The 17,489-nt window shown below is 48.0% G+C and carries 15 protein-coding genes; 13 read left to right on the top strand and 2 right to left on the bottom strand.

The window, feature by feature from the left end; translation table 11 throughout:
• Window positions 1-118: 118 nt before the first annotated feature.
• The 8 genes from NYE35_RS29740 (at window position 119) to mprF (ending at window position 8,624) form a co-directional block, all read left to right on the top strand.
• Window positions 119-589, top strand: coding sequence for a MarR family winged helix-turn-helix transcriptional regulator (locus NYE35_RS29740; protein WP_036682080.1), 471 nt, complete (start codon window positions 119-121; stop codon window positions 587-589).
• Between the two features lie 196 nt (window positions 590-785).
• Entirely contained in the window at window positions 786-1,634 is an 849-nt protein-coding gene (ypfJ, locus tag NYE35_RS29735; protein ID WP_038573724.1) for a KPN_02809 family neutral zinc metallopeptidase, read from the top strand.
• Between the two features lie 115 nt (window positions 1,635-1,749).
• The gene (locus NYE35_RS29730) at window positions 1,750-2,151 is read left to right on the top strand and encodes a DoxX family protein (protein ID WP_036682076.1); all 402 of its coding nucleotides are present in this window, start codon (window positions 1,750-1,752) and stop codon (window positions 2,149-2,151) included.
• A 17-nt stretch (window positions 2,152-2,168) separates the two neighbouring features.
• Window positions 2,169-3,119, top strand: coding sequence for a ring-cleaving dioxygenase (locus tag NYE35_RS29725; RefSeq protein ID WP_038573722.1), 951 nt, complete (start codon window positions 2,169-2,171; stop codon window positions 3,117-3,119).
• Window positions 3,116-3,736 carry an alpha/beta hydrolase gene (locus NYE35_RS29720; protein ID WP_036682072.1) on the top strand — a complete coding sequence of 207 codons (621 nt, stop codon included), beginning with the start codon at window positions 3,116-3,118 and terminating at the stop codon, window positions 3,734-3,736. Before NYE35_RS29725 ends, NYE35_RS29720 begins: the two co-directional genes overlap by 4 nt.
• Before the next feature lie 164 nt (window positions 3,737-3,900).
• A complete protein-coding gene (locus NYE35_RS29715; protein ID WP_036682442.1) occupies window positions 3,901-5,124 on the top strand; it encodes a multidrug effflux MFS transporter in 1,224 nt (407 codons plus the stop codon).
• Window positions 5,125-5,239: 115 nt separating this feature from the next.
• Window positions 5,240-5,590, top strand: coding sequence for a FlxA-like family protein (locus tag NYE35_RS29710; RefSeq protein ID WP_076099710.1), 351 nt, complete (start codon window positions 5,240-5,242; stop codon window positions 5,588-5,590).
• Window positions 5,591-5,957: 367 nt separating this feature from the next.
• Entirely contained in the window at window positions 5,958-8,624 is a 2,667-nt protein-coding gene (gene mprF / locus NYE35_RS29705) for a bifunctional lysylphosphatidylglycerol flippase/synthetase MprF (RefSeq protein WP_038573719.1), read from the top strand.
• A gap of 56 nt (window positions 8,625-8,680) precedes the next feature.
• On the opposite strand, the gene NYE35_RS29700 is transcribed toward mprF, so the two are convergent.
• Window positions 8,681-10,153 carry an alpha-amylase gene (locus NYE35_RS29700; protein WP_036682065.1) on the bottom strand — a complete coding sequence of 491 codons (1,473 nt, stop codon included), beginning with the start codon at window positions 10,151-10,153 and terminating at the stop codon, window positions 8,681-8,683.
• 141 nt (window positions 10,154-10,294) lie between these two features.
• Entirely contained in the window at window positions 10,295-11,887 is a 1,593-nt protein-coding gene (locus NYE35_RS29695) for a histidine kinase N-terminal 7TM domain-containing diguanylate cyclase (protein WP_341122355.1), read from the bottom strand.
• A 281-nt stretch (window positions 11,888-12,168) separates the two neighbouring features.
• On the opposite strand from NYE35_RS29695, the gene NYE35_RS29690 reads away from it, so the two are divergent.
• The 5 genes from NYE35_RS29690 to NYE35_RS29670 all read left to right on the top strand — a co-directional run bounded on the left by NYE35_RS29690 (window position 12,169) and on the right by NYE35_RS29670 (window position 17,489).
• Window positions 12,169-12,951 (top strand): ABC transporter ATP-binding protein, encoded by a 783-nt coding sequence (locus tag NYE35_RS29690; RefSeq protein ID WP_076099708.1) that lies wholly within the window; start codon window positions 12,169-12,171, stop codon window positions 12,949-12,951.
• 2 nt (window positions 12,952-12,953) lie between these two features.
• On the top strand, window positions 12,954-13,766 hold the full coding sequence (locus NYE35_RS29685; protein WP_051491222.1) for an ABC transporter permease: 813 nt from the start codon (window positions 12,954-12,956) through the stop codon (window positions 13,764-13,766).
• Window positions 13,766-14,683, top strand: a complete 918-nt coding sequence (locus NYE35_RS29680; protein ID WP_094900963.1) for an ABC transporter permease — start codon at window positions 13,766-13,768, stop codon at window positions 14,681-14,683. Before NYE35_RS29685 ends, NYE35_RS29680 begins: the two co-directional genes overlap by 1 nt.
• Before the next feature lie 136 nt (window positions 14,684-14,819).
• Complete coding sequence (locus NYE35_RS29675; RefSeq protein ID WP_341122354.1) at window positions 14,820-15,920, top strand: ABC transporter substrate-binding protein; 1,101 nt, start codon at window positions 14,820-14,822, stop codon at window positions 15,918-15,920.
• A gap of 105 nt (window positions 15,921-16,025) precedes the next feature.
• Complete coding sequence (locus NYE35_RS29670) at window positions 16,026-17,489, top strand: CoA-acylating methylmalonate-semialdehyde dehydrogenase (protein ID WP_036682059.1); 1,464 nt, start codon at window positions 16,026-16,028, stop codon at window positions 17,487-17,489.

Raw genomic sequence — 17,489 nt, 5'->3', positions numbered from 1 at the left:
AGCGATGAGGTTGACAAGGAGGATGGGAAGTCGTATAGTTATCTTAACTTAAAGATATTTAATGTAAAGACAAATAAATGGATTGAATACAAGTTTGATTGAAGTGGAGGTGGAATTGATGAGTGATAAACAAGTAAATCTGCGTAATACAGAGAGTGCACCTGACGAAGAACAAGCCGCCTCACTGAAATTGTTCGTAGTCTTATCTAAGGCTTATAAGAGCCTAATGGATCATGCGGTGAAGGATATGAAGAGTTATGGCTTGGCTTCGGCTGAATTCATGGTGCTTGAAGTACTTTACCATAGAACGCGGATTCCGCTGCAACAGATCGGGGAGAAAATTCTCGTTACGAGCGGAAGCATTACCTATAATATCGACAAGTTGGAGAAAAAGGGACTGCTGAAACGTGTACCCTGTAGCGAGGATCGCCGCGTTACTTATGCGGAGATTACGGATGCAGGCCGTGAACTGTTTGATGAGATTTTCCCTCGTCATGTAGCCTCAATTCATGATTTGATGGGTGGATTAGATAAGGAAGAGAAAGTCCAGGCTATCGAATTAATGAAAAAGCTTGGCAAAGGTGTGTAGGCGCTGCGAACATGACGAATAACTAGGCGCCTCTATAAGGTTGGAAGTAGTTCGGCTCCATCCTCATTCTCCCAACTCCAGTAAGTATAAGTGAAACCCTGCTTTTTTGGGTATATCACTAATAAGATATTTAACTTAACGAAGCCAGGTAGCCATTTACTTAAGATTACCTGATATTTCGACTGGGGGCTTGGCCATGAAATGGCAGGGAAGAAGAGGGAGTTCGAACGTGGAGGACCGCAGAGGCATGAGCGGCGGCGGCAAGATGATTGGTGGCGGGATCGGAGGAATTATCCTTGTCCTGGTCATCACGTTACTCAGTGGAGGCAATGCCGGGGATATCCTGGGAAGTTTGACTTCCACAGGCTCCAGTTCAACGGCCCCTTATGAACAGACCGCAGAGGAGCAAGAGCTTGCGGAGTTTGTATCGGTAGTTCTTGCCGACACAGAGGAGGTTTGGGGTGAGATTTTTCAGCAGCAGGGAATGACCTATACGGACCCCACCTTAGTGCTATACAGTGGGAGTGTAGACTCTGCTTGCGGAACAGCGACCTCGGCAGTCGGTCCGTTCTACTGTCCGGGTGACGCCAAACTATATATTGATCTGAGCTTTTATGATGAGTTGCAGCAACGCTTCCATGCGCCGGGCGACTTCGCCATGGCTTATGTTATTGCCCATGAGGTTGGACATCATGTACAGACATTACTAGGCACCTCGAAACAGCTCGATTCCCTTCGTCAGACGTTGAGTGAGAAGGAGTACAACAAATATCAGGTTCGTTTTGAGCTGCAGGCTGATTATTTCGCCGGTGTCTGGGCCAATCATGCTCAGGGTATGAATCTGCTGGAGGAAGGCGACTTAGAGGAAGCTCTGGCAGCTGCAAGCGCCGTCGGCGATGATACGATTCAGAAGCAGGCTCAGGGCTATGCAGTGCCGGATAGTTTCACTCACGGTACCTCAGAGCAGAGAAAGCGCTGGTTCTACAAAGGTTTTAACTCGGGTACGATTAAGGGCGGCGATACGTTTAACGCCTCCGAGTTGTAGATAGAAGAGGGAAGAGGAGAGCAGCCCATAGGTTATTCCGGTTCGCCGGGCGCTCTTTTTTACCCAATATCTTAACATTAAGATAATTAAATCAAAGGAATAGGGGAATGTAAAAATGATAAGTGTAGGACTGTTATTAATGAGATTGGTGATTGGACTTGCGTTTATAGGACATGGTGCACAAAAGCTATTTGGATGGTTCGGAGGTTACGGTCCGAAGGGTACGGGAGGCTGGATGGAGTCCATCGGAATCAAACCGGGTGTGACTATGGCGATTTTAGCAGGGATTATGGAGCTGGTGGGCGGATTTATGTTCGCGGCAGGACTGTTAACGCCTGTTGCAGCGGTGTTGATCGCTGCCACGATGCTGGGGGCAATCGTTAAGGTTCATGCTCCAAATGGTTTCTGGTCCACTTCGAACGGGATTGAGTTTCCGCTCACGGTTCTGGTATTTGCGGTAGGTGTGGCGCTTACGGGACCAGGTTCGATTTCTCTAGATGCATTGTTTTTTAACTAAGAAGGGAGTTTATAATAATGACACTTCAAACTGCAGGAATACACCATATTACAGCTTTTGTCGGAGACGCTCAGCGCAATGTTGATTTCTACGCCGGGATTCTGGGCCTACGGCTCGTGAAAAAAACGATTAATTTTGATGCTCCAGAGGTCTATCATTTATACTTTGGGAATGAGCAGGGTGCTCCGGGAACGATTATTACATTTTTCCCTTCACCTGTAGGGCGTAGAGGCAGAATCGGCAGTGGTCAAGTTGGCGTAACGATCTACGCAGTGCCGGTTGGTGCTCTGCAATTCTGGGAACAACGCCTTGCTGAATACGGAATTTCGGTTACAAAAGGAAGTCGGATCTCGGAACCCTATTTAGCTTTTGCCGATTACGACGGTCTGCGGATTGAACTGGTGGAACGTGAGGAAGGCCCGCTCAGTAAGTGGTCCTTTGGTGGGATTCCTACTAAATACGCGATCAAAGGTTTTGGCGGGGCTGTGCTGTATAGCAGCAATCCGTTGCAAACAGCTGAGACACTTGTTCATACGCTGGGTATGGAACATATTGCTGACGGAGATGGATATACTCGCTATAGAACCAATGGGGAGCTAGGTAATATTATTGATTTGAAGACATCACCCGTTCCGCTCGGAGCGGGAGGTGCAGGGACAGTTCATCACATCGCGTGGCGGGCAAAGGATGATGCAGAGCAACTGGAATGGTCGCGCCATGTACAGAGTCATGGGCATAGACCTACACCCGTTCAAGACCGTCAGTATTTTAATGCGATCTATTTCCGTGAAAGAGGAGGAATCCTGTTCGAGATCGCTACAGATCCTCCGGGTTTTGCCCGTGATGAAGCCCCAGATGCGTTGGGTGAAAAGTTGATGCTGCCGTCCTGGTTTGAGCCGCATCGCGCGGCCATCGAAGAAAACTTAACGCCTATTCAAGTAAGAGAAATTGAGGTGAAGCAGGGATGATTCATGTATTCCGTAAAGGTAAAGATATAACTAAACCTACGTTAGTGTTGTTTCATGGTACAGGTGGTAATGAGCAGGATTTGCTGCCGCTGGCTGAGATGTTATCCCCAGATTCATCGGTGCTAGGTATACGGGGCAATGTGCTGGAGAATGGCATGCCACGATTCTTCCGTCGGCTGGCAGAAGGAGTGTTCGATGAAGCGGACTTAGTTTTCCGTACCCATGAGATTAAGAAATTTCTGGATGAAGCGTCAGAAAAATACGGGTTTGATGCCAACAATCTGGTAGCGGTTGGTTACTCTAACGGTGCAAACATTGCTGGTAGCCTTTTGTTTCATTATAAGGACATTTTCCGCGCGGCAGTGCTGTTGCATCCGATGGTGCCATTACGCAATGTGGAGCTTCCTTCTCTTGAAGGGGTGTCTATCTTTATTGGGGCAGGTACGAATGATCCGCTAATAACATCTACGGAAACTCAGGAGCTAGAGGGGATTCTGCAGAAAGCAGGCGCTGAGGTTACAACCCATTGGGGCAACCAAGGTCACCGCTTGAGTATGGCGGAAGCCGAAGCCGCCAAAGATTGGCTACAGGGGTTTAGTACATCTCAAAATGAATAAAACAATTAGGATAACCGCCTTTTGGCGGTTATTTTTAAGTTATTAGCCCCGAATGAGGTCTTATAAAAGGATTGATCATTTGAGTTCCTTTACGTTAGTATGAAGAATACAAAAAAAGGCCCCCGGGTTGCTTTAGAAAGGTTGACGTAAGGATCATGATTGGAATGCAAAATGCTAATAAACTTGCTGTAGATGGACCCTCTAGGAAGCAGAGATTGCAACTTGCTGTTATTCTGGGCTCCATTACAACCATTGGGCCGTTATCGATTGATATGTATTTGCCGGCGCTGCCTACACTTGTCGACGATTTCGGTACGACGGCTGCTTTGGTGCAGCTAAGTCTCACCTTCTTTTTATTGGGACTGGCCTCAGGTCAGTTAGTAGCTGGACCACTGAGTGATGTATATGGACGTCGCCGTCCACTGCTTATAGGGATGTTCATCTATGCCGTTTCCTCAGTGCTATGTGCTTTTAGTCCTTCGATTGGACTTTTAATTGTTTTGCGGTTTATTCAAGGTCTTGCTGGTTCAGTGGGTGTAGTTGTCTCTAGGGCGGCTGTGCGTGATCTGTATAGTGGCTCTGAACTAACGAAATTTTTCTCTTTATTGATGATTGTTAATGGTCTGGGTCCGATTTTGGCTCCAGTCATTGGAGGACAGCTCTTAAGAGTGACTACATGGCAGGGGATATTCCTCGTATTATTTGCTGCCGGAATTATCTTCTGCTTGACGATTCTCCTGCGCTTGCCTGAGACATTGCCGAAGGAGCGGCGCTCCAAGAGCGGGTTGAAGGGTACTCTGCTTACCTTTAAGGTGTTACTTGGCAACCGCAAGTTTATGGGTTATGCCTTGTCCCAAGGTTTTGTTACAGCGTCTATGTTCGCTTATATCTCAGGGTCATCTTTTGTTTTGCAAAATATTTTTGCGGTTACTCCGCAGGTATACAGTTTGATCTTTGCTGTGAACGGGATTGGGATTATTATTACAGGTCAAATCGCCGGCAGACTAGCTGGTAAGGTGAGTGAGACGAAGCTACTGCTTAGCGGGTTGCTGCTCTGTACAACGGGGGGCGTCTTGCTGCTGCTTACGATCCTGGTAGGGGGAGGGCTGATCCCTATTCTAATCTGTCTGTTCGCCGTTGTCTCCAGTGTGGGGATTGTCGGAGCAACCAGCTTCTCACTTGCAATGCAGGACCAAGGAGAAGCCGCAGGCAGTGCTTCGGCTTTAATCGGACTGTTACCGTTGCTGCTTGGTAGCTGTGTAGCACCGCTTGTGGGCCTTGGGGGCGTAGACTCAGCACTTCCGATGGCGATTGTGATTGCCTGTACGGGTGTTCTCTCTATTCTGTCTTATTTTCTGTTGGTCAGACGGGGAAACACCAATTCCTAACAGCTTATCCTTATAACCTTGAAAGTGAGCAAAACTTTCAGCAAACTTTCAGCGGGTTTTAACGTTCCTTATCTGCAAAAGGATTATATTGGAGGTAAGGAAGGGAGGGATGATTATGAGTATATCCGCAGTCTCAGGTTCTACATCGTATACCACCTCGACGTCTAGTACTACAGATACCAGCGCGCTCGAGAAACAAAAAGCGAAGCTGGAAGCCGAATTGGACAAGATTGATGCCAGCTCGGATGACGCGAAGACCAAAGAAACGAAAACGAAACAAATTGAGCAGCAGATCAAGCAAATCGAGGCACAAATTTCCCAGAAGTCGCAGAGCAGTGCTTCCGCAGCAAGCAGTAGTGCAGAAGCACCTGCCAAACCTGCAAACAACGCGCTTGCTGCGGCAAGCCCGCAAGAGATCGCTACCGCAACAACGAATAGCCAAGGCAGATTTGATATTCGTGTATAAACCATACTAAGTCGTGTTACATAACAAAAAGGGCATCCTTTGCCGTGAGGGATGTCCTTTTTGTTATGTATTTTTAAGTTTAGACTACAATTTAAATGTTCTTTTATCACATTGTTGGCCAATACTAGAAAGATACCGCTAAAATAAAGTTCCGTCATATTGATCTGTCCAGCTTCGTAATATATTAACTATGCTTATCCTCATTTCCCAAAAAATCTTTAACTGTTGCAGGGGTTAGGGATTTGCTGGCAGTCTAATAGAGTAGGTGTTGATTATCACGGGTCTTCTATTCCAAGAATTGCTATAATGGACTAGTTGTAAAAATTGTCTAGCACAACGTGTGTCAGCGGTAAAGGCAGGTGGGCTCATGCATTCAAAGCAACAGACATTAGAAAGATTCAAAATTGTAAGACTGATCTTATCTATCTATCGGATCCGGGCGGTCAGAGCCCTTTTTCCAGTGGCTATCATAGCGTTCGTATACTGGGAGGGACAACATGAGCTGAAGCAGGTTCATTTAGGACTTATAATGCGTGAACTAAGGCGAGTACCTACGTCTGCTATTTTGCAAATGATTGGTTTTGCACTTCTTTCCGTAGCTGTGATGAGTGCTTATGATTATTTGATTCGGGCACATTTTCGTTTAAAAGTAGGGCTGTGGAGTACCTTTCGGTATGCATGGATTGCTAATACATTTAATAACTTGATTGGGTTTGCGGGTCTGGCTGGAGTTGGTTTAAGGACGCTGCTGTATAAAAAAAGCGGGGTGCCGACCTCCGTGCTAACACCCGCCATTGTATTTCTGTCGCCGCTTATGATTACCGGGTTATCGCTACTTTCGTGGGCGAATATCTTTGGTTTACTCCCGGCAACGGCTTTGATGGAAGAACATCGCTGGCTGGTGTTTGCAGTATGGGGAATGGCGCTTTATTTGCCGGTTTTTGTGTTTGTACAGCGCTCATCGCTTTATGCGAAATGGATTAACCGGGGAAAAGGTAGAACACCATGGCTTACAGTCGTTAATTCCGTCGGTGCTTCCTTTCTGGAATGGAGCTTTGCTGGCGTGACGTTTTGGACCATCAGCAGCCATCTCTTGGATGAGGTCCATTTTATAGCTATCTTTGGTATATTTACGATTGCTGCCATTGCCGGCATCTTGAGTATGGCACCCGGCGGTATCGGTGCATTTGACCTTATTGCCTTGCTCGGGCTGACACAGCTTGGCTACCAGACCGATAAGGCGATGGCGGTGCTTGTCATCTTTCGATTGTTTTATTATGTCATTCCTTGGTTGATCGGATTGGTGCTGGCTGCACTGGAAATTGGCCTGCAAGGAAAAAAGGATCAAGATCGTTCAGTTCCAGGGTTCGAACCCTCTCTTAACAAATGGCAGAAGATCTGGGGCTGGCCGGGTCAGTATACCTTTCTGAGCGATCTTGGGATGTGGGCTCTTGGCAAGCTGGTACTAGCTAGCGGGCTTATTCTCTTACTATCTGCAGCAGTACCCGGATTGCTGTATAGGTTGAAGATTACGGAGGAAATATTGCCGTTTCCGGTAATGCAGCTATCTCATCATCTGTCAGTACTTATTGGTTTTATGCTGATTTTATTGTCGCGGGGCATTACATTGCGGGTTCATAGTGCATATGTATGGACTAGCGTACTTCTGTTTATTGGATCGTTGTTTGCAGTCACTAAGGGTTTTGATTATGAAGAGGCGCTTTTGTTACTTATAGTAGCGCTTATTCTTTGGATTTCCAGATCGCGGTTTTATCGGATTAGTGCGCCAATCAGCAGACAGAGCGCGATCTGGTGGTTTGCCCTCACCTCAGTAATTGCACTAAGCTACTATCTGATGGGCTGTTATGTACATCGTGGATTTCTGAAGCATCTGCCTCCGGGTGTACAGCCTGAATGGTTGCAGCGGTATAGTCATGTTGCATTTACGGCAGTGGGAGGATTGGTCTTGTCTTGGGTACTGCTCATAATGTGGGTAAACCTCAGGCCCCATCATAAGGAGAACGAGCTGTTCGGGACCTTGGATGTAGCTAAACTGAAACATTTTCTAGATGGAGTTCAAGGCAATACCTTAACGCATACGTTATTTTTGGGTGATAAGGGCTTCTTCTGGGCTCAGAACGATAAAGTGCTGCTCGCTTTCGCCAGAGTTAGGGATAAGCTCGTTGTGCTGGGTGATCCGCTGGGAGAGAGAAGCTTAATAAATGAAGCCATCAGTGAATTTAGACAAGCTGCAGATCAGTATGGTCTGGTTGTAGTTTTCTATCAAGCTTCACCTGCTTTTTTATCGGTCTATCAGGAGCAGGGCTATCGCTTTTTTAAGCTGGGTGAAGAGGCAGTGATAAGCCTTGATAACATTGCACTCAGTGGTCTGAAGAAAGGTGATCTGCAAAGTGTAAGCGATCGTTTTGAACGGGAAGGCATGTTTGTTGAAATTACAGAAGCGCCGCTTGCTGATAGTTTGCTGAGAGAACTGCGAGCGATTTCGGACGAGTGGTTGAATGGCCGAGCGGAAAAGGGTTATTCGTTAGGCTGGTTTAAGGTCGACTATCTGCAACTGGCTCCCATTGCGGTGCTGCGGAACGCCAAAGGTACAATACTGGCATTTGCTTCTATTGCCCCGGGGTATGATCAAGGATTGACTCTGTCTGTAGATTTGTTGCGCCAGCGGAAGAATGTCCCAAACGGGACGGTAGATTATTTATTGGTTTGTATGTTGGAATGGGCGAAGTCCAAGGGGTATCGGCGATTTAATCTAGGCAACACTCCTCTATCATCCAGTGGGGGGCAGGACCCCGGAGCTCTGAAGGAGGAGAAGCTGGCTCATCAAGTGTTTAATAGAGGTGGGCATGGGCATGGTTACGGTTTTGCCAGATTGCGTCGTTACAAGGAAAAGTTCAATCCAGAGTGGGAGCCGCGTTACTTGGCTTATCCAGCGTCCCTAACATTACCCGTCTTAACGCTGGATCTGGTGAGGCTTGTATCCCGACATCCGGAGCATAAAGCGAATAACTAAAAAAGGTGCCCAACGCCAAACGGCGTTGGGCACCTTTTTAATCAGGTACAAGTGATTTACTTCTTGTCAGCTTCTGCATCCGGCAGAGCCCAGACGGAGACGCTGCCGCCATTGACCGGGAAGGTCGCCCAACCATCTTTTTCAATGGTTATGGTGGCTTTATGGTTATGGGTGAAATCCACCCATGCTTCACCGGCGCGATGTTCTCCTACGAACATTCTCTTCTGGCCATTCTCACCATTACTGATCACCACCGCACAACCGGAGTGTTCAATATCCTCCACGCCGAGCCGTGTCCAGCCAATCGTGTTAGGATGATCGAAATAATCCTTCTGTTCACCATAAGCTTTGTGATAGCGGGTATACAGCAGAGGGTCAATCGCATCTTTTTTACCTGCTACAGGTGTTGGTCCTTCGATCCCATAATAATCCCCGTAAAAGACCACAGGATATCCATCCCGTCGCAGCAGGATAAGCGCGTAAGCACTTTGCTTGAACCAATCATCTACCCAGGATTCCAGGGCTTCGTGAGGCTGAGAATCATGATTGTCAACGAAGGTTACAGCATTGGTGGGATGGGTCTGCACCAGTGTGTCATCAAGAATTTTAGTCAGATCATAGTTTCTGCCCTCCAAAGAAGCTGAATGCAGCTTGTAGTGAAGGGATACATCGAAGAGGTCAATTTTATAATCGACGGTATTCAGAAATTGTCGGCAGGACTCTAAGTCGGAATTCCAGAATTCACCGACGATATAGAAGTCCTTCTCGCATTTATTAAACATCTCTACCGCGAATTCTTTAACAAACTCATGGTTGATATGTTTGATGGCGTCCAAGCGGAAGCCGCTGCAGTGGAGGGTGTCCACCAGCCATTTTCCCCATTGGATCATTTCTTTTTTGACTTCGGGATGGCTGTAATCAATATTAGCGAACATTAGATAATCATAGTTTCCGAACTCGTCGTCAACATTCTGATTCCACGCTTTATTCTCGCCTACTATACGGAATACGCCGGTTCGCTCTTCTTTGGCGTCAAAGTCAGTGCCGTTAAAATGATTGTGATTCCACTTAAAGGCAGAGTGTTCATTTCCGCGGCCAGGGAAGGTGAATTTTGTCCAGCCCTCAATCTCGAAAGGTTTCGAAATTTCTTTCATCCGATCATTGGGGTCGACCTCGATGACTTGGAATACTTCCTTTTCATCCGCGCCTGCCTTATGATTCATGACCAAATCAACGTAAACGGCGATGCCATTCTTTTGACATTCCGAAATTGCGTTGATCAGTGCTTGTTTGGTGCCATATTTGGTGCGTACCGTACCTTTTTGGTCATATTCGCCCAGATCATATAGATCATACACGCCATAGCCTGTATCTTCTGCGGAGACGGCCTTTGTCACAGGAGGTACCCAAACAGAATCAATGCCTACGGCTTTTAGCGCGGGTGCAGTTTCTTTTAAGCGATCCCAGTGTTTCCCGTCCGCAGCAACATGCCATTCAAAAAACTGCATCATTGTATGGTTCCTCATTATTTCTTACGCCTCCATATCCCATCAAGCAAATTTTACTCTCAACACTCTGATTAGTTTTTCAGATAACTCTTATTAAACTTAAAAACAGACTATGAAAAATAAGGCCAGTTGTTGAATGCGCAGGAAGGGACATGATTGTCATTAAACAGGTTTGAAAAGAATGATTTCTGACCTTTGGGAGAGATGCACAGCGTTGCGTCCATTCCGTTTAGAGCTATACAGAGCATGGTCGGCTTCAGATAGCAGCTCTTCTAGAGTGGCCTCTGGATTTAGGGCCTCCACAACTCCAAAGCTGGCGGTCACATTAATGGGCCCGATGACGGTATATAAGGTGCTTTGTTCAATATCCGCGCGGATAGTTTCGCAGAGCAATGCAGCTTGCTTCAGCGACGTCTCTGGCAGACAGATCACAAATTCCTCGCCACCATAACGGCCAAAGAGATCTCCCTCCCGCAGATGTCTGCTGCACACTTGGACAATATGCTGGAGAGCTTGATCTCCGTATTGATGTCCATAGCGGTCATTAATGCTCTTGAAGAAGTCCACATCCAGCAAAATCATAGATAATGAACTTCGCAGGCTGGCGGACCGGGCAAGGAGAGCTCGACTCAGTTCCAAAAAATAGGAGCGGTTATAGATACCGGTTAGGCTGTCCATCGTAGCCAATTGGCGCAGCTTCTCCTGAAGCAGTATTCGTTCAGTCACGTCAATCAGCATGATCATCTGTCCTGCTATGTGCCCCTCTTGTTTTTGTACCGGAGAGGAACGGATTTGATAATAGCAGACCTCCTCTGCTTTGTTCCAAGCCACTTCCCGTTCTTCGCGCAACAGCGGCTCGGCGTCCATCACATAGGACAAGGCGTCTTTGCCTGCGTTAAGAAACAATTGCGCTAGCGGTTTGCCAATCGATGAGGAGTTGAGCCCCTCTATCATATCCGCGGCTGCACGATTGTAATCGACGAGCATGTCCGAGCGGTCGGTGACAAGCACTCCCTCCCGCATGCTCTCGAAGAGATTCTCACGAGCAATAGGCGCAGCCGTTAACATGCCCCGGGATAAAATAGCCCAAATATATAGGGAGGAGGTCAGGCTCATAATGATCGGGACGGGATCCATTCCGTAAGGAGTCAAGCCCATCAGATACAAAAAAGAGCCAAGTGTTGGAAGACTTAACCCGATTATTATTGTGATGATCTGCCTGCGGTATACCCGCTTCATCCGGTTCCACTGCCATATCATGAGGCAAATGGCTGCCAGCAGACAGCCAAAAGTAAAGCTGCCGTGAACGATATACCAAGGTCCCATCACAACATCAACGAGTGGGGTGGGCGTATTTTTCCGTAAATAAATGGATTTATAGAAGAGATGATGGTAATCATTGGTCCAAACCAGCAGCGTTGTAATGAACGGAATGATAAATAACGCCGCCCGTATGCCTTTTTTAAACAGCGTCTCCAGCCCAACGAAATGGATCACCATGATTAGACTAGCTGGCGCAATGAAGGGCATCCCCAGATATTCTAACTTAATCCAGAAGCTGATTTCCTCCAGGGTTTTCCCCGATAACTCTAATGCGAAGCCGAAGGTGTAAATAGCAGAGGTAAAGGAGCTTATAACAAAAGCCCTGATTCCTAAGAAATCAGTTTTTTTATAATAGGCGAAAAGGGCTAATAAGACGCTCAGCACACCTGATATAGCAACAATTACAATATAGTTCGAGATTATAGATCCCATGGGTCTATTGTCACCTGCCGAGGAAAGATATGGATAAATATTACCACATATCTACGGATATAAAAAAAATACTTCGGGTTTGTAGTCAAAAAAATGTCTCCTAGACAAAATGACGCAATTTAACAGGAGCTATTTTACTAATTGTCTAGTGAGAGTCCAGTGAGCAGCGTGTAACATGTTAGTTAATACTACATGCGATAGAAGTTTTCTTGATCTTATCTATATCACGTCAGTTTATATAACATTATAAACATGACTTATTTTGAAAAGGGGGGCTGAGGATGTCATCACTAGCGACAAATATTCCTGAGATTCAGCTGGAGAATGTTGAAATGCGTTATCGGACAGAAGCTGCGGAAGTGCTTGCCCTGCATCAGGTGAGTCTTGATATTGCTAAAGGGGAGTTCGTCTCCCTGCTCGGACCTTCCGGATGTGGAAAAACGACGCTGCTTAGACTGATGGCCGATCTCATAGCACCAACAGGCGGGAACATTGTGGTAGCTGGGAAAAGTGCCAGAGAAGCCAGGCTGGCGCAAAAATATGGCATTGTTTTTCAAAGTCCAGTGTTATACGACTGGCGGAAAGTGAAGCATAACATCACATTGCCGCTGGAGCTGATGGGGGTAAAGAAGTCAATCCGTGAGGAAAAGGCGATGGAGCTTCTTGATCTGGTGGGGTTGCAGAGCTTTGCGGATAAATATCCGTGGCAGCTCAGCGGCGGGATGCAGCAGCGTGTAGCGATTGCCAGAGCGCTATCGATGGAGCCGGAAATTCTGCTCATGGATGAGCCGTTCTCAGCGCTGGATGAATTTACGCGTGAGCGATTGAATGAAGAGCTATTGTCTGTCTGGAGTAAAGTGCAGAACACAATTGTTTTTGTAACTCATAGTATTCCTGAATCTATATTCCTCTCTGACCGGGTGTTTGTTCTTTCCCCGCATCCAGGTCGCTTGTCCGCTGTGGTCGAAATTCCTCTGCCACGTCCGCGAACGGCGGAAATGAGAAATAACCCAGAGTTTTTCGAACTGATCGCACGTATTCGCGACAGCTTCGAAGGGGTGTAGTGATGAAAGGGGGCAGTATCTTTGTGCGAGGTCGTCTGCTGCCGTTGTTCGTCTGGATTTTTGGCCTGCTGCTAGTCTGGGAAGGGACTTCCTGGATGTTGCTCCATGTGGTGGAGACGCCGTTAGCACAGTCCAAGCTGCCATATGTTCATGAGGTGTTAGCTACCTTATGGCAGTATGGAGGCACGCTCTTGAAGGAGGGGGCTGCGACCTTCGGTAATGCTGGCGTTGGCTTCCTGATTGGAGCGGTAGCAGGTGCCTCATTGGCGGTGCTGATGAGCTTGTCGAAGACAATAGAGCAATTAACTTTTCCTTATGCTATTGCCTCGCAGATGATTCCGATTCTGGGGTTGGCACCCATCATCTACGGGATTGTGCGCGATGAGCAGACCTCGCGGATTATTATTTCGGGATATATCACCTTTTTCCCGGTGGCTCTGAACATGCTGCGCGGCTTGCGGAGTGTAGATCCATCAGCGCTCGAATTGATGCATTCTTACGCGGCTAAACCTTGGGCGGTCTATTGGAAGCTCAGATTCCCAGCGGCTTTGCCGGGTTTGTTCGGTGGACTTAAGATAGCTGCCCCACTTGCTGTGACTGGAGCTATTCTGGTGGAGCTTATGGGTGCCCAGCATGGCATTGGTGTAATTATGCTGCGCAATCTCTATTATGGAAGCTCTCACACCTATATGTTCTGGTCTACGGTGATTGTGGGTGCCTTGCTGGGGATCGTAAGCTACTGGTTAATCAGTCTGATAGAACGTCTGGTAACGCCTTGGCAGCCTGAATATCGTCCGAAAGGAGGCAGCCGCTAATGGAAACTAACTCCGTTCGGGAGACCACGTTTATAGGCTCTACTGGTAAAGAAATGGCTCAGCCGGCGCTAACGGCTACACAAAAGAATGCTGTAGCCGTTCCGAAACCTGCGGAAGGTACGGCGAGTCGAGGCGGCTCACGAATGCTGAAGAGGATATTTAGTGCAGGGGTGCTGCTGCCTGTACTGGCAGGTCTGTTATTTCTTGCACTATGGGAATTTCAATTCTTTCATAAGATCTTTGATCTGAAAAAATATCAACTCCCGCTGCCTACAGCTATCGCCGAAACCATGCGAGATAATTTCAGCTTGTTGTTGTCCTATACCGGGTACACTCTTGCTGAAGCTGTGCTGGGAATGTTGGTTGGTTCTGCTATCGGCTTCCTGATCGCTTTAGTCGCTACGGCTTGGCCGCGCTGGGGGAGTGGAAGCTTGACGCTGGTTGCCGCCCTAAATGCTGTGCCCATCGTCGCCCTCGCGCCCATCATGAATCTGTGGTTTGGAGATGGGATAGGCTCACGAATTGCCATAGTAACAGCAACTACCATGGCAGCGATGGCGATCAACGCCTATAAGGGCATGGCGGCGATTGATCCATTGGCGCTGGATCTGATGCATTCTTATGCGGCAGGTAAACCGGCAGTGTTCCGTTATCTGCGGATTCAGAGCAGTCTGCCCTATGTATTTACAGCACTGAAGATTAATGCTACTGCCAGTATGATTGGCGCCATTGTTGGGGAATTCTTTTTCTCCTCAAAAGGGCTTGGATATCTGCTCTCCAATTCCATTAAAGTTGCCAAAATGCCACTGGGCTGGTCCTGTATTGTGCTGGCTGCAATTGCAGGCGTGCTCTTCTATTTAGTGGTTGAGCGGCTGGAGAAAGTATTCATTAAGTGGCATCCTTCGCAGCGTACTTAATCTCACCCTCATTACATCCGGCCATAGTGGGAATGGAAAAGAGAAACCGCCCGCGGCTGTATGCATAAACGCACCACGATGCTTGTCCATACTGTGCTTGTTACAAACTTAAATTACGATAGGGGGAGTTCGGTTGATGAACGGGAAAAAACGCAAATTTCGTGGTGGTTTGTTGGCAATCGTGATGATGTTGAGTGTTTCTTTAATGGCGGGTTGCGGTGGCAACAATAATAACTCGGCAGCTGAAGCTACGACTGCCCCTGAAGCATCAGCAGCTCCTGACGCAAGTGCTGCTACTGAACCGGCTGCTGATCCGGTTACAGTGAAGCTACAGCTGAAATGGGTGCCGCAGGCACAATTCGCTGGGTATTTTGTGGCGCAGGATAAAGGATATTACAAGGAAGAAGGCTTGGATGTAGAAATTCTGCCGGGTGGGCCTGATATCGTTCCGGAACAGCAAGTGGCAGGCGGCTCCGCAGATATCGGTGTGGGTTGGGTAGCCAGCTTGCTGCCGAGTCTTGAAGAGGGAATGCCGCTGGTGCAGATCGCGCAAATCTATCAAAAGAGCGGATTGGTCCTGGTTTCCAAAAAATCGGCGGGCATCAACTCAGCTGCTGATCTTAAGGGTAAAAAAGTAGGCAACTGGATGGGCGGCAACGAGTTTGAACTATTAGCGTTATTCGATAAATATAAGTTCGATCCGAATAAGGATCTGAGCTTTACGAAGCAAGGGTTCACGATGGATCAGTTCTTGGGCGATCAGATCGATGCGGCCTCAGCGATGACCTATAACGAGTACCAAGTAGTGTTGGAGTCAGGCATTAAGGCTGAGGATCTGAATGTCATCGACATGAATACGGAAGGCGTTGCGATGCTTGAGGATAACTTGTTCGCCAATAAGGAATGGCTTGCGGAGAACAAAGAGACTGCGGCAAAGTTTGTGCGTGCCTCCCTGAAGGGCTGGAAAGATGCAATTGCTGATCCTGCAGCCGCCGTGGACAGTGTGATGAAACAAGCGGAAGACGGCAGTACAACGAAGGAACATCAACTGACAATGATGACTGAGGTTGCCAAGCTGATTCTGCCTGAAGGCTTTGACAGTGCCAAGATGGGATATACCGATGTGGCGGCGTTCCAGCAAACCGCTGATATTTCGCTTAAATTTGGTGTCATTAAAGAACCGGTTAAGGTAGATGAGGCTTACACGAACGAAATCGTAGAAATGGCGGCAAAATAACCAGTTGAGCTCAAATGTTACAGTGGATGGCCGCCTGATCTGGCGGTCATCTATTATAATCAGCAGTCCATCAGTGCATTTGAAACAGAGAAAGAGGTGCGAGCTATGTCTCTCCTAGTAACGCAGGCTGAAAGAGTTAAGAATTATGTGAATGGAGCTTGGGTAGAATCGTCGTCCGGGCGAGATGAAGAGGTATATAATCCGGCGACGGGTGAAGTGATTGCCTATGTGCCTATTTCCAGTAGGGAAGAGCTGGGTGCGGCGGTAGATGCGGCTGCAGTGGCATTTCAAGTGTGGAAAAGGGTCGCTGTGCCGCGTCGTGCCCGCTACTTTTTCCAATATCAACAGCTGCTGGTGAAGCATTGGCATGAGCTGGCCGAGCTGATCACGCTGGAGAATGGCAAAAGTCTGGAAGAGGCGCAAGGTGAGGTGCAGCGTGGAATTGAGTGTGTGGAATTTGCCGCAGGCATCCCCACGTTGATGATGGGCAGCCAGCTCCCGGACATTGCTACCGGAATTGAATCCGGGATGTACCGCTATCCATTGGGGGTTATCGGGGGAATTGCCCCGTTTAACTTTCCGATGATGGTTCCTTGCTGGATGTTTCCGCTTGCCATTGCTTGTGGAAATACCTTTGTGCTAAAGCCTTCCGAGCGTACGCCGTTACTGGTTAATCGGTTAGCCGAGCTATTTGCCGAAGCGGGTTTCCCGCCTGGCGTGCTGAATGTGGTACATGGGGCACACGAGGTTGTGAATGGGCTGCTGGAGCATGATGAAGTGAAGGCGATTTCGTTCGTGGGTTCGCAGCCGGTTGCGGAATATGTATATAAGGCAGGGACGGCGCAAGGGAAGCGGGTTCAGGCATTGGCAGGCGCTAAGAATCACTCGATTGTGCTGCCTGATGCGGAGCTGGACAATGCGGTCAAAAATATCATTGCGGCCTCCTTTGGCTCGGCAGGTGAGCGGTGTATGGCTTGCTCGGTCGTAGTGGTTCATGAGGATATCGCTGACGAGCTAGTGAACCGTCTGGCTGCGGCTGCGGATGAGCTTAAGATTGGTAATGGCGCCGATGACGGGGTGTTTTTGGGTCCGGTAATTCGCCAGTCGAATAAGGAGCGGACGCTTTATTACATTGAGACTGGTGAAGCTGAGGCGGCCAAGCTTGTGAGAGACGGGCGGAAGGATGCTGCTACGGGTGGTGCGGGTTATTTTATCGGGCCGACGATATTTGATCATGTACAGCCGGGAATGACCATCTGGAAGGATGAGATTTTTGCACCGGTATTGTCAGTGATTCGTGTGAAAAGTCTGAGTGAAGCGATTGGGGTAACGAATCAGTCCCCATTCGCGAATGGGGCTTGTATTTATACAGACAGCGCAAAGGCGGTTCGTGAATTTCGGGAAGAAATTGATGCAGGGATGTTGGGTGTGAATCTGGGCGTGCCTGCGCCCATGGCATTTTTCCCCTTCTCGGGTTATAAGAAATCGTTCTATGGAGACCTGCATGCCAATGGGCGTGATGGGGTGGAGTTCTATACGCGTAAAAAGATGATCACTGCCCGTTATTAG

Origin of the sequence: Paenibacillus sp. FSL L8-0494 (assembly GCF_038003695.1) — a bacterium.
Taxonomy (GTDB): domain Bacteria; phylum Bacillota; class Bacilli; order Paenibacillales; family Paenibacillaceae; genus Paenibacillus_AQ; species Paenibacillus_AQ odorifer.
This window is presented reverse-complemented; position numbering and strand designations above follow the sequence as displayed.

What these genes read in the sequence shown, in the direction of transcription:
- NYE35_RS29710 (WP_076099710.1), top strand. Translation starts at nt 5,240, where the DNA reads ATGAGTATATCCGCAGTCTCAGGTTCTACATCGTATACCACCTCGACG.
- NYE35_RS29670 (WP_036682059.1), top strand. Translation starts at nt 16,026, where the DNA reads ATGTCTCTCCTAGTAACGCAGGCTGAAAGAGTTAAGAATTATGTGAAT.
- NYE35_RS29715 (WP_036682442.1), top strand. Translation starts at nt 3,901, where the DNA reads ATGCAAAATGCTAATAAACTTGCTGTAGATGGACCCTCTAGGAAGCAG.
- NYE35_RS29675 (WP_341122354.1), top strand. Translation starts at nt 14,820, where the DNA reads ATGAACGGGAAAAAACGCAAATTTCGTGGTGGTTTGTTGGCAATCGTG.
- NYE35_RS29680 (WP_094900963.1), top strand. Translation starts at nt 13,766, where the DNA reads ATGGAAACTAACTCCGTTCGGGAGACCACGTTTATAGGCTCTACTGGT.
- NYE35_RS29725 (WP_038573722.1), top strand. Translation starts at nt 2,169, where the DNA reads ATGACACTTCAAACTGCAGGAATACACCATATTACAGCTTTTGTCGGA.
- NYE35_RS29690 (WP_076099708.1), top strand. Translation starts at nt 12,169, where the DNA reads ATGTCATCACTAGCGACAAATATTCCTGAGATTCAGCTGGAGAATGTT.
- NYE35_RS29720 (WP_036682072.1), top strand. Translation starts at nt 3,116, where the DNA reads ATGATTCATGTATTCCGTAAAGGTAAAGATATAACTAAACCTACGTTA.
- NYE35_RS29685 (WP_051491222.1), top strand. Translation starts at nt 12,954, where the DNA reads ATGAAAGGGGGCAGTATCTTTGTGCGAGGTCGTCTGCTGCCGTTGTTC.
- mprF (WP_038573719.1), top strand. Translation starts at nt 5,958, where the DNA reads ATGCATTCAAAGCAACAGACATTAGAAAGATTCAAAATTGTAAGACTG.
- NYE35_RS29695 (WP_341122355.1), bottom strand. Translation starts at nt 11,887, where the DNA reads ATGGGATCTATAATCTCGAACTATATTGTAATTGTTGCTATATCAGGT.
- ypfJ (WP_038573724.1), top strand. Translation starts at nt 786, where the DNA reads ATGAAATGGCAGGGAAGAAGAGGGAGTTCGAACGTGGAGGACCGCAGA.
- NYE35_RS29740 (WP_036682080.1), top strand. Translation starts at nt 119, where the DNA reads ATGAGTGATAAACAAGTAAATCTGCGTAATACAGAGAGTGCACCTGAC.
- NYE35_RS29730 (WP_036682076.1), top strand. Translation starts at nt 1,750, where the DNA reads ATGATAAGTGTAGGACTGTTATTAATGAGATTGGTGATTGGACTTGCG.